Annotated in this window: 8 protein-coding genes; 3 read left to right on the forward strand and 5 right to left on the reverse strand. The window is 48.1% G+C overall.

All coding sequences use genetic code 11. The features are described from left to right. Nucleotides 1-3,495, forward strand: a complete 3,495-nt coding sequence (gene mfd / locus SFW65_01990) for a transcription-repair coupling factor (protein MDX1921887.1) — start codon at nucleotides 1-3, stop codon at nucleotides 3,493-3,495. Between the two features lie 63 nt (nucleotides 3,496-3,558). Next, on the forward strand, nucleotides 3,559-4,089 hold the full coding sequence (locus tag SFW65_01995) for a TIGR00645 family protein (GenBank protein MDX1921888.1): 531 nt from the start codon (nucleotides 3,559-3,561) through the stop codon (nucleotides 4,087-4,089). A gap of 41 nt (nucleotides 4,090-4,130) precedes the next feature. Here the strand turns inward: SFW65_01995 and SFW65_02000 are convergent, their stop codons facing one another. From SFW65_02000 to SFW65_02010, 3 genes are all read right to left on the reverse strand, one after another. Beyond that, nucleotides 4,131-4,718, reverse strand: a complete 588-nt coding sequence (locus SFW65_02000) for a YcbK family protein (GenBank protein ID MDX1921889.1) — start codon at nucleotides 4,716-4,718, stop codon at nucleotides 4,131-4,133. 212 nt (nucleotides 4,719-4,930) lie between these two features. After that, nucleotides 4,931-6,472, reverse strand: coding sequence for a L,D-transpeptidase family protein (locus SFW65_02005; protein MDX1921890.1), 1,542 nt, complete (start codon nucleotides 6,470-6,472; stop codon nucleotides 4,931-4,933). 40 nt (nucleotides 6,473-6,512) lie between these two features. After that, nucleotides 6,513-7,952, reverse strand: coding sequence for a deoxyribodipyrimidine photo-lyase (locus SFW65_02010; protein ID MDX1921891.1), 1,440 nt, complete (start codon nucleotides 7,950-7,952; stop codon nucleotides 6,513-6,515). 103 nt (nucleotides 7,953-8,055) lie between these two features. Between SFW65_02010 and sppA the strand changes: the two genes are divergently transcribed. Continuing rightward, a complete protein-coding gene (gene sppA / locus SFW65_02015; protein MDX1921892.1) occupies nucleotides 8,056-9,825 on the forward strand; it encodes a signal peptide peptidase SppA in 1,770 nt (589 codons plus the stop codon). Here sppA and pgsA read toward each other — a convergent pair. Continuing rightward, a complete protein-coding gene (gene pgsA, locus SFW65_02020) occupies nucleotides 9,822-10,400 on the reverse strand; it encodes a CDP-diacylglycerol--glycerol-3-phosphate 3-phosphatidyltransferase (protein ID MDX1921893.1) in 579 nt (192 codons plus the stop codon). The two genes, sppA and pgsA, sit on opposite strands and share 4 nt — an antisense overlap. A 15-nt stretch (nucleotides 10,401-10,415) precedes the next feature. Continuing rightward, a partial coding sequence (locus tag SFW65_02025) for a KUP/HAK/KT family potassium transporter (GenBank protein ID MDX1921894.1) occupies nucleotides 10,416-12,054 on the reverse strand: 1,639 nt, incomplete at its 5' end.

Here is a 12,054-nt window from a genome sequence, read left to right on the forward strand (position 1 = left end):
ATGTTTGCATCTACCTTTAATCTTGATGAGAAAAAAACGGTTACGCTGGCAGGTGCACCTTTTGGTCATCATGCGCGGATATTGGCAGAAGTAGCAGGCGGGTCGCGCCCACGCAGTGCTGTATATGTTGCGGGGGATGAATTAGCGGCAGCGGTAACCGCACAATTAGTTGCCTTCTTCAATCCGCATGTTGAAATTCTGAATTTCCCTGCATGGGATTGCTTGCCGTATGACCGCGTTTCGCCAAGTGCAGGCATTTTGGCTGCGCGTGTGGATTGTTTAAGTCGATTATTGGAAACGCCTAAGCAACCGCGCCTTGTTATCACCACTGTGCAGGCGATGTTACAGAAAGTACCCGCGCCGTCGGTATTTCGTGATGTGTCGTTGTCATTACAGCCGGGCGATATGCTGGATATCGAAAAGCTGAAAGTGTTTCTGGCGCGCAATGGCTTCACGCGCGCGGAAACGGTGCGCGAACCAGGGGAATATGCATTCCGTGGTAGTATTATTGATATTTTTCCGCCGGGTGTTGATGAGCCGCTGCGTCTAGACTTGTTTGGTGATGATATCGAAACCATTCGTTCCTTTGATCCAATTAGTCAGCGCACATTAAATTCGCAAAATGGCGTTCATTTAAAACCAGTTTCGGAAATCGTTTTTGATGATGTGACGATTGCGCATTTCCGCAGTGCATACCGCGATGCGTTTGGGGTAAGTGCCAAAGACCCGCTGTATGAAAGCGTGAGCGCTGGGCGTAAATATCCCGGAATGGAACATTGGCTGCCACTATTTTATACGGAGATGGTTTCCTTTGTCGAATATGTGCAAGACGGCGTGTTGCTGCTTGATGCACAGCTGGATGAAGCAGTCAACGCGCGCCTTTCCCATATTGATGATTTTTATTCGGCGCGCAAAGCATTGCAGCAGGCAGATAAGAAGGCAGGGCAGATTGTGTATCGCCCATTGCCGCCCGAACGTCTTTATTTAAATCGCAAAGAGTGGGATGCGTTGCTAATCAGCCATACCACGGGTAATTTCTCACCTTTTCCAATCGCCGATATTGCGCAGAATGCGGTGGATTGCCCAGTAAATTGTGGGGGCATAAGGACGCGTGATTTCGCGGATACCCGTGCAAAAGATGCGTCCAATTTATTCCAAACCGTGCGTGATTTTATTCAAGCGCAGCAAGACAGACGTGTGTTGATTGCCTGTTATAGTCAGGGTTCTGCCGAGCGCATCATCCATGTGATGCGTGAACATGGGCTGAACCAACTGGAAATGGTGGATAACTTCGAAAAAGCCACCAAGCGCGATAAGCGCGCGCCATCGGTGTGCGTTCTTGCTGTTGAACGTGGTTTTGCATCCCCAGATTTATTGGTATTGTCAGAGCAAGATATTTTGGGCGACCGTTTGCAGCGCCCTAAACCGCGCCACGGTAAGTCGGATAAATTCACACTTGAATTATCTGCAATGAATGAAGGCGACTTGGTGGTGCATGGCGAACATGGAATTGGCCGCTACATGGGGCTGGAGACCATGCATGTTACGGGCGCGCCGCATGATTGCCTGCGCATTGTGTATGAGGGCGGTGATAAACTCTTTGTGCCTGTTGAAAATCTGGATGTGTTATCGCGCTATGGCTCCAATACAGACGGTGTGCAACTGGATAGGTTGGGCAGCGTTTCATGGCAGGGGCGTAAAGCGCGGGTTAAAAAGCGCCTGAAGGATATGGCGGAAGCATTATTAAAAATCGCTGCCGAACGTCAGGTGCAAGAAGGTGAACAAATTACGTTGCCATCTGGATTATATGAGGAATTCGCGGCGCGTTTCCCCTATGCCGAAACAGCGGATCAAGAACGGGCTATCAGCCAAGTATTCGATGATTTAGCCAGCGGGAAGCCGATGGATCGTTTGGTGTGCGGCGATGTAGGGTTTGGTAAAACGGAAGTTGCTATTCGCGCGGCTTTTGCTGCCGTGCATGCGGGGTTGCAAGTCGCGGTGGTTGTCCCAACGACATTATTAGCGCGTCAGCATACACGCAATTTCATGTCGCGTTTTAACGGTATGCCCGTACGAATTGCACAGTTGTCACGCATGGTGAGCGCAAAAGAAGCCAAGGAAACCAAAACATTACTGACAGATGGTAAAATTGATATTGTGGTAGGCACGCATGCGCTGCTGGCCAAGGATATTCATTTTAAAAACCTTGGCTTGCTGATTGTCGATGAAGAGCAGCATTTTGGCGTGAAGCAAAAGGAACGCTTGAAAGAACTGCGCGCGAATGTGCATGTGTTAACCCTTACCGCTACGCCCATCCCGCGTACGCTGCAATTGGCGCTTACCGGCGTACGTGAGCTAAGTTTGATTACAACACCGCCTGTTGACCGTTTGGCGGTGCGAACTGCCGTGTTGCCATATGATCCGATGGTTATTCGCGAAGCATTAATGCGCGAACATTATCGCGGCGGACAAAGTTTTTATGTATGTCCGCGTTTAGAAGATATGCCGCATCTGCGTGAACAATTACAGGAACTGGTGCCGGAAATCAAAATTGTCACAGCGCATGGCAAGCTCACTGCTACCGAACTTGAAGATGTGATGACCGCGTTTGATGAAGCAAAATACGATGTGCTATTATCAACCAATATTGTGGAATCTGGACTTGATATTCCCAATGCCAACACCATCATCATCCACCGTGCGGATATGTTTGGCCTTGCGCAGCTTTATCAGTTGCGCGGGCGGGTGGGGCGCGCCAAACAGCGCGGGTATGCCTATTTGACCTATGATAACAGCATGGCGCTTAGCCAAACGGCGCAGCAACGGCTGGAGGTTATCAGTACGCTGGAAGGGTTGGGTGCAGGCTTCCAATTGGCCAGTCATGATATGGATATACGCGGCGCGGGGAATTTATTGGGCGAGGAACAATCCGGTCATATTAGAGAAGTCGGCATTGAGCTGTTCCAGCAGATGCTGGAAGAGGCCGTGGCAACCGCGCGTGATGAAGCCAAATATGGAGGCAGCGTTGCGAACCAGAATGATGATAGCTGGACGCCGCAGATTAATCTGGGGATGTCGGTCCTTATCCCCGAAAGTTATGTCGCTGACCTTGGGTTGCGGTTGAATTTGTATCGCCGCGCAGCCGATTTAAAAAGCCGTGATGAAATTGAATCCTTTGCGGCTGAACTGATTGACCGGTTTGGTGCGTTGCCGGTTGAAGTCCAGAATTTGCTGGAAACAGTCGCCATTAAAGCGCTTTGCAAGCAAAGCGGGGTGGAGCGGTTGGATGCAGGGCCAAAGGGCGCAGTGATTGGGTTTAGAAACGCGTCTTTTGCAAAACCAGAGCGGTTGGTCAATTATATCCAAAAAAACAGTGGTACCATCAAGGTACGGCCTGACCAGAAACTTACGTGTATTCGCGTGTGGAATGATGAGGCTGCGCGATTAAAGGGTGTTGAGAAAATATTGAACGAACTGGTTATGCTTGCTGCATAAATGCCTTTCAAAAACCATAAACACATCTATATTTAAAACTCCCTCCACCATACAGGAATGCCCATGTCCAATTCTTTAAAACGCAATGTCGAAAAAGTAATTGAAAAAGGTTTGTTTTCAAGCCGCTGGTTAATGGCCCCAATTTATATTGGTTTGGTGGGTGGGTTAATCCTGCTGCTTGTAAGTTTCTTTCAGGAGCTCGTGCATTTATTCGCGGGGATACCGCATCTCACGCAAAGTGAAGTTATTCTGGGAATCTTGTCGCTTATTGATTTGTCGCTGGCCGGAAACCTGCTGCTGATTGTGATTTTTTCGGGCTATGAAAACTTCGTTTCCAAGATTGATACCACGCACCATGTCGATCAACCAGATTGGAAGGGAAATGTTGATTTTGCTTCACTGAAATTGAAATTGATTGCATCCATGGTGGCGATTTCAGGTATCCATTTGCTAAAAGTTTTTATGGAGACTGCAAAAACCGCTGATCGCGATTTGATGTGGATGTTGGTTATCCATGGCGCATTCATTCTATCCGGCGTGCTTTTGGCGGTTATGGATTACGTTGCCGCAAAAACTAAAGCGCTGAAGGATTAACTTATTAAAGCTTGGTTGGCGCTGTAGCCCCAAGGCGCTGGTTAACCAGCGCCATATCCCCACGTGCGCACCGGGCCCGTATCTACGTGCACGAAATCACTTGCGGGATAATAGCCAACGCCGCCAGCAGCCAAGCTTAATGCGGCACGGTGCACATATTCGGTTGGAATGCCATCCATGCGGATATCGGTCGCCTGACCTTTTACGTGATAGCTGTTCTTGGCTACGCCACTGCTACGGGAAGCCAACATTGCATTCGTCTGCGGAGAGCGATAACCGGAAATAAGTTGCACAGCATCAAAGTTCCGTAAGCTTGCTTGTAAACGATGCAGTACATCGAATAGGCGGTAATCAATCCGCGCGACTTCTTCGGCACGATGGTCGCGCATGAGGTAGCTGAACTGGCTCATTACTGCGCGGTCATATCCGCCATTATAAAAATAAGTACCACGGTAGATTTCGTTGGTGTGTGTGTTTACAAATGTCAGCTGGCGAACCGGATAATTATAAAATGGAATAGCTTGCGCAGGCACGGTTAGTGTTGATGCGCCTACCGCTAATGCGGTTGCAGATAATCCTAAAAATTTGCGCCGATTGAGTGATGGCTTACGTTGTTTAGTGGTGAGCATTTGAAAACCTTAAAGCGCCTAAGGGCGCATAAAAACTGTGACCAACATCACTGATTTGGGCGATAAAAGCAAGGAAAGTACCCCAAAAAAAATTGCAAAAATGGGCAATGTTGCGAATTTGAATCACATCGACTCATTCCGCCGATAATTGCCGCAAAGCGTTAAAGCTAGGCCATAGAGGTTAATCTTTTGTTAACCATAATCGGGCCGGTTCATAAGAGTTTTGCCCATTCAGCATCAAGGCCATAGACATCGTTGAAGAACTGAACACGGTCTTTTGAATCGACGATTGCTGACCAGTATAAAAGTTTAATCGGTGTTTTTTCGGGCGGGGTTACGCGTTGTGTTTTCATACTGTCGATGCGTTTTTGAAGGCGGTCAGGAGTCCAGTCAGGATTATTTTTCATGAAGATGAGTGCAAGTTCAGCAGGGTCTTTAAGGCGAATGCAGCCTGAGCTGCGAGTTCTATCATCTTTGCCGAATAATTCCTGATGTGGTGTTCCGTGCAAATACACAGCAAATGGATTTTGGAAATTGAACTTGATCCGTCCAAGAGAATTTAAAGGGCCGGGATCCTGGCGCAGCATCCCGTCGCCGCCTCCTCCGCGATGATGAATGCCTTGTTTTTCAAGAAATTCGGGGTCTTTTTCCCATTTGGGCAGCAGGTCTTTTTCCGCGATGCTGCTCGGCACATACCATGACGGGTTAATAATCATTTCATAAATCGCGCTTTTCACCAGCGGGCTTGGGCGGTCAACGCGGCCAACTACCACCGGTGCCTCATAAACCACTTCGCCATGGCGGTAATAGCTGAGTTGTGCAGACGGTATGTTGATGACAATATCTTCCCACGCATCCGGTGGGCTTTGACGAATACGCGCAAGGTTGACGCGGATTTGGTCAATACGTTCACGTGCAGTCACATTCATGGCGCGGAATGTTTCAGGGCCAATATTTCCATCGGGGTAAAGACCATGTGTTTCCTGAAACTGCTTCATGCCTTCAACCAGCGCAGGGCTGTATGTTTTCACCGGCGCGGGTGAATTCGGGAATGGCATAAATCCTTCTTGAGCCAGACGGTTATGGATTTGTAGCAGACGGTCATCATCAAACCCTTCTTGAATGACACCGCCAGATTTAACCCGTGTCCATCCACCTTTATCAGCAATCTCGCGGTAGAGCTTTAAGGCTTCTTTGAGCTTAGCATAGGCTTTGACTTGCGGCGCTAAATGCTCGAGATATTCCGGAACGCGGCCATCATTAATCGCTTTATTCAGGCCGCCAGCAATGTCGGTTTTATCACGGCTTAAGGGCCATGTATGAAGTTTTGAACGCGGAATGGGGTCTTGCCCAGAAAGGGAACGTGCCATCCGGAGTACGATGTCGGATGCGATGATGTCAGCCTGTGCCAATGCTTCATCAGTTCCGATATTGACCCTTTCTTCAAGGGCATGAAACGGATAACCACGATCGCCCAAGCCATGTTCTTCCAGCGTAGTATGAACAAACGCCGCGAATTCTTTTACTGTAGTTTTGGCGCTGCTTTCATGCAGTTGCCATGCGGTTGTATAATTCCGCCGTCCATAAAAATCAGATAGCAGCGCAATGTCCACGGTTGCGCCGATTGCCTTCGAACCGGCCTTTAGCAGTTTTTCAATAGCAGGATTGGACGAAGCGCTTGCCTTACCCCAAACAGGCACAGCCAAGGGGAAGATAATACACGCCAATAACAGCAGACTTTTTAGTAGTTTCATCACCCTAGAATTAACCGAGAATATTGAATTCACATACAATTTATGTGTTTTTGATTCTCTTATGGGCTTCGAGTGCGCGGTTTCTGCTATGTTTTAAATCGACCACAGGGTGGGGGTAGGTTTTACCAAGCGTGATGCCTGCTTCTTTTAATTCTAATGGTGTGGCTTCCCACGGGGAGTGAATCAGTTCGGGAGGAAGCTTTGCTATTTCCGGCACAAATTGTCGGACATAATCGCCATTCGGGTCAAATTTCTGCCCCTGCAAGACCGGGTTAAAAATACGGTAATAAGGTGAGGCATCTGCACCAGAACCGGCGACCCATTGCCATGATGCGGCATTATTTGCCAAATCTGCATCAACCAGCGTATCCCAAAACCAGCTTTCCCCGCGTTGCCAAGGTTGCAGCATGTTTTTAATAAGCAGGGATGCAACGACCATGCGTACGCGGTTATGCATCCACCCCGTCTGCCATAATTGGCGCATACCTGCATCGACAATTGGAATACCAGTCTGCCCTTTGCGCCATGCTTTGAACAATTCATCATTTGGTTCCCATGGGAACTCTGAATATTTTTTATTCAGCGGAGCTTCCGGTAAATCCTGATGTGCAAATAGTAAATGGTAAGAAAATTCGCGCCATAATAATTCGCTGATGAATTTATCAATCTGTTTGGTGATGCCAGATTGCGTGCTGGTTTCGCCGATATGGCGGGCAGCATAAAATACTTGCCGCGGGCTGATTTCGCCAAAATGCAAATGGGGCGAAAGGCGCGATGTATTATCTTTGTCGGGTCTGTCGCGGCCTGATGCGTAGTTATGGAGGCCGTCATTCAAAAATTCATGCAGGCGTTTATGGGCGGCTTTCTCGCCAATATCCCATGTGGCGTTCAGCGGCTTTGCCCAATCAGGATGGGTTGGTAATAAACTCCAATCTTCCAGTTTATCGCTTGGCACATTTAATTCTGCGCCAATTATTTTCTTGGTTTTATCTACGGGAAGCGGCGGCGCTTTCCCCATCAAGCATGATTTGGCAAACGGCGTGAATACTTTGAAATGTGTCCCCGAACCATTTTTGATTTCCCATGGTTCGAATAACAGGCTGCCATTAAAACTTTCAACCGGAATGCCAGAATTTTTCAATGTGCTTTTTAATTCGGTATCCCGTGCAATCGCAGCAGGTTCGTACAAACGGTTCCAATAGACAGCGCGTGCCTTTATTTCTTTCGCCAGTTTTGGCACAACAGTTTTAGCTGCGCCGCGTTGCAGAATGAGTGGAACGCCCAGTTTATCTAAATCGTTTTTAAGCGAAGCGAGTGAATGGTGCAGCCACCACCGTGATGCCCCGCCCATAGGCCAGGGCAGTGTATCGTCTAAAATATACATACAAACAACGGGGCCAAGCTCTGCCGCTGCGCATAATGCCGGCTGGTCACTTAGACGTAAATCTTGTCGAAACCAAAATAGAACAGGTTGTGCCATGGTATTTTAAGGACATAATCTTTTAGATGACTTCATGCTTTGCTACGCCTAATTTAGTGCATCTCTCGCAACTTACCAGCACAAACCATTTATGCAAAAAATATTGAAATTTGTTGTACGTAGCTTTGCCATTCTGGGGTTTGCGGTATTTGCCGTATCGGTGACAGGCTGGGTGATAGTGCTCACACACGAAAAACAGCATTTGCCGGAAACGATTATTTTATCCCTGGATTTAACCAGTAACATTCCAGAAGCTGCGGAGCATAATCCAATTAAAGCGGCGCTGGGCAAATCCGGAGCATTGATTTTAAAGGATGCGATTGCGGCAATTGATTACGCAAAGAAAGATCCACGTGTAAAAGTACTGGTTGGAAATTTTCGTGAAAATCCAGTTTCCATGGCCGGCGCACAGGAATTACGTGATGCGGTTTATCGGTTTCGTGAACGTGGCAAGCCTAGCTATGCCTATGCGACCAGTTTCGGGGAGTTTGGCGCGGCCGACAAGGCGTATTACCTTGCCAGTTCCTTTAATGAAATATGGTTACAACCGCTTGGTTTGGTTGGTATAACAGGCCTTGCTGCGCAATCGCCGTTTGTTAAAGAAGCGTTGGAGAAGATTGGCGCCAAGGCAGATTTTGTTCATCGCGAAGAATATAAAAGCGCAATGGATATGCTGACCGAAAATGATTTTACAGCGGCAAATGCTGAAATGCTTGGGTCTATCCTTGATGATTTGAATGCACAGATGGTGGATGATATTGCCGCAGACCGCCAATTACAACCAGTTAATCTCATGCGCTTGATTGATGTGGCGCCGATTAATGCGCAGACGGCCTTGGACGAAAAACTGATCACGCATATTGGGTATGAGGATGAATTGCAGTTGCGCTTGGATAAATTGTTTGGCGACAAAGCCGAGGTAGTGAGTGCGGAAGATTATCTATCCATGCGCCGCGATGAATTGCAAAACGATGATAACGATAAGAAGCCGGTGGTTGCATTCATTGAGGCAACAGGAGAAATCGTGCAAAGCTCCGAAGGACCAACAAAAAGCGGCGGAATAGCTGCTGATGAAACAGTGAAAGCCATTCATGAAGCGATGGATGATGAAAAAGTCGAAGCGATTTTGCTGCGAATTGATAGCCCTGGCGGGTCAGCAGTGGCATCGGAAACCATTCGCCGCGGCATTGAACAAGCGCAGAATATAGGGCTGCCCGTGATTGTATCGATGGGTGAAATGGCAGGCTCTGGTGGCTACTGGATGGCAGCGCAGGCGGATGTAATTGTTGCTGATCCCGCAACGCTAACGGGTTCGATTGGCGTGATTGCAGGCAAGGTTACCGGCACGGATGTACTGTGGGATAAGCTGGGCATCCATTGGGGTATAATTACGAGAGGTGAAAATGCCGATATGTGGACAGCTACCGCACCATTTACTGATGCGCAGCGCGCAAAGGTTGATGCGCTGGTGGACGAAACCTACCAGCAGTTTAAAAAGCATGTGGCCGCCGCGCGTGATTTAACCGATGAAGAAGTGGCGGCTGTAGCTAAGGGCCGCGTGTGGACAGGAAACCAAGCGCTGAATAATGGCCTTGTGGACGAGCTTGGCGGATTAGTTGATGCAGTAAATTATACCAAAAGCTTGCTGGGTATTCCGGAAGATGACCGCATCATGCTCAAGCAATTTCCGGCGCCAGAAGGGTTTGCAGAGCGGCTTGAGAAAATACTCGAAGGTTTTGGCGGGCTTGGCGCAAGCATGACGAAGCTAAATGGCCTGATGCAATCGTTTGAAGCAGTCGTATCGCCGTTGCAATCCGTAAGCAGTATAAAGCCCGGACAAGCCATTATGCATAATGTGGACGGGCTTCGTTAGGCCATGCCGGCTTTAACGCTGGCGCGGACTTCTTTCCAATATTGCCAAGCTGTATAGACGCTAATTCCGGCTGCTGCCCATAAAACCAGCCCGCCCAGTATGCCCAGATAGGGATACATGAATGTACGCGGGATAATCAGCATGCCAATCGCCACCATCTGCAAGGTGGTTTTAATACGTGCAAGATTGGTTGTTGCCATGGTTTTATCCTGGATGTCGGGTTTGCTTTCGCCAACACGCAATGTGTATTCACGAAGGCCCGCAATAAAAAATTCGCGCAGGACAATAACCAGTACAGGGAAAATCAATTCTTTGCCGCAGCGACCTGTAAACACGAGCGCGAGTAATGTGCCGCTGACCAATAATTTATCTGCGATACTATCAAATACGCGGCCGAATACCGAAGTGCTGTTGGTTTGGCGCGCCAGATGCCCATCATACCAGTCGCTAATGCCTGCCAGTACGAACAGGACAAACGCAATAGTGAGGCTGTCAACACATATGCAAAGCGCAATCAGCGGCGCAACAATGATACGAAAAATGGTGACCTGGTTAGGCGTGATTGCAAGATTCATTGAAATCCCGTTTCCTTATAGGCGCATTTGAATGCCGATTTCCAAGACCTTATTTGTTGGAATGCGATAGAAATCGTGCATACGAACTGAATTTACGTGTAACCATTTATATATGACTGATTGCCAAAGGGGTAGCCCAACATGCGGGTCAGGAATAAGCGTGGTACGCGACACAAAGAAGCTGGTATCGCCCATGTCAATTTGCAAGCGGCCTTCTTCTACGCATTGACGCATGAGCAGTGGAATGCTGGGCAATTCCATAAACCCGTAGATTGCTTCAACCAATAGGAAGTTATTGCCCAAATCCTCAATACGGAAGCGGTCTTTACGTGGCACACGTGGTACATCTTTGGTGGTGATGTTTAAGATAATTACCCGTTCATGCAAGACGTGGTTATGCTTGAAATTGCGTAACAATGCGTGCGGTGTATCGCCCGTGGTACGCACAAGGAAAATGCCGGTGCCACTAACGCGATTGAATTTAAGTGACGGTAGCGACGTAATGAAGTCTTTGAGCGGAATAGTCGCGTTACTGATCTGTTTAAACAAGAAGCGGCTGCCATCAATCCATGTAATCATGATGAAGAACAGGAACGCTGCAACGGTCAATGTTAACCAGCCGCCATCTGCAATTTTGTGTACGTTGCTACTGAACAATAAAAGGTCAATCAGGAACAATGGTATGCACACAGCAGCACACATCCATTTCGGCCATTTCCAAATTCTCCGCGCGACAATAAATGACAGTGTTACGGTAATCATCATCATGCCGGTGATGGAAATACAGTAGGCGGCGGCAAGATTAGCTGATGTTTTAAAGCCAAGCACCACCATTACCACGCCAATCATCATGATGAGGTTGATGGTGGGAATATAAATCTGTCCCGCTTCATGTTCGGATGTGTGGGTAATATTCAGGCGAGGCAAATAACCCATTTGAATAGCCTGACGCGCAACCGAGAATGCGCCGGAAATGGTTGCTTGCGATGCGATAATCGTCGCTAGCGTAGCCAAAACAACAAGACTAATACGTGCCCAATCTGGCGCAAGGTAATAGAACGGATTTTCAACAGAGGCAGGGTTTTGCAAAATTGCAGCGCCCTGTCCAAAATAATTCAAAGCAAGCGCAGGCAAGGCAATATAAAACCATGCTGCCTGAATAGGTTTGCGGCCGAAGTGCCCCATGTCCGCATAAAGGGTTTCGGCGCCGGTAATTGCCAGTACCACAGCGCCAAGAATGGGAAGCATGATATGAAGATGTTCTGCTGAAAACCGCAGCGCGTGATAGGGGTTGAGTGCTTCTAATACGATGGGGGTATGTATTATCGCTGCCAACCCTAATATACCAAGCGTTACAAACCATACTACCATCACAGGCCCAAAAAAACGCCCAATAAACGATGTGCCATGACGCTGCATGGAGAATAACATCAGCAAAATTGCTATGGTAATTAGAATGACATGCTCACTAGGAAGGGACGGGTCAACCGTTTGAATACCTTCAACAGCGCTGAGCACAGAAATAGCAGGCGTGATGATGATATCCCCAAAAAATAATCCTGCGCCAATAACGCCCAAAATGATAATTAAGCGTCGCAGTCCAAATTTATTTGTTCCTCGCAAAGCCAGCGCTTGCAGGGATAAAACCCCGCCT

It is taken from the genome of Alphaproteobacteria bacterium (assembly GCA_033762625.1).
Taxonomy (GTDB): domain Bacteria; phylum Pseudomonadota; class Alphaproteobacteria; order UBA9219; family RGZA01; genus RGZA01.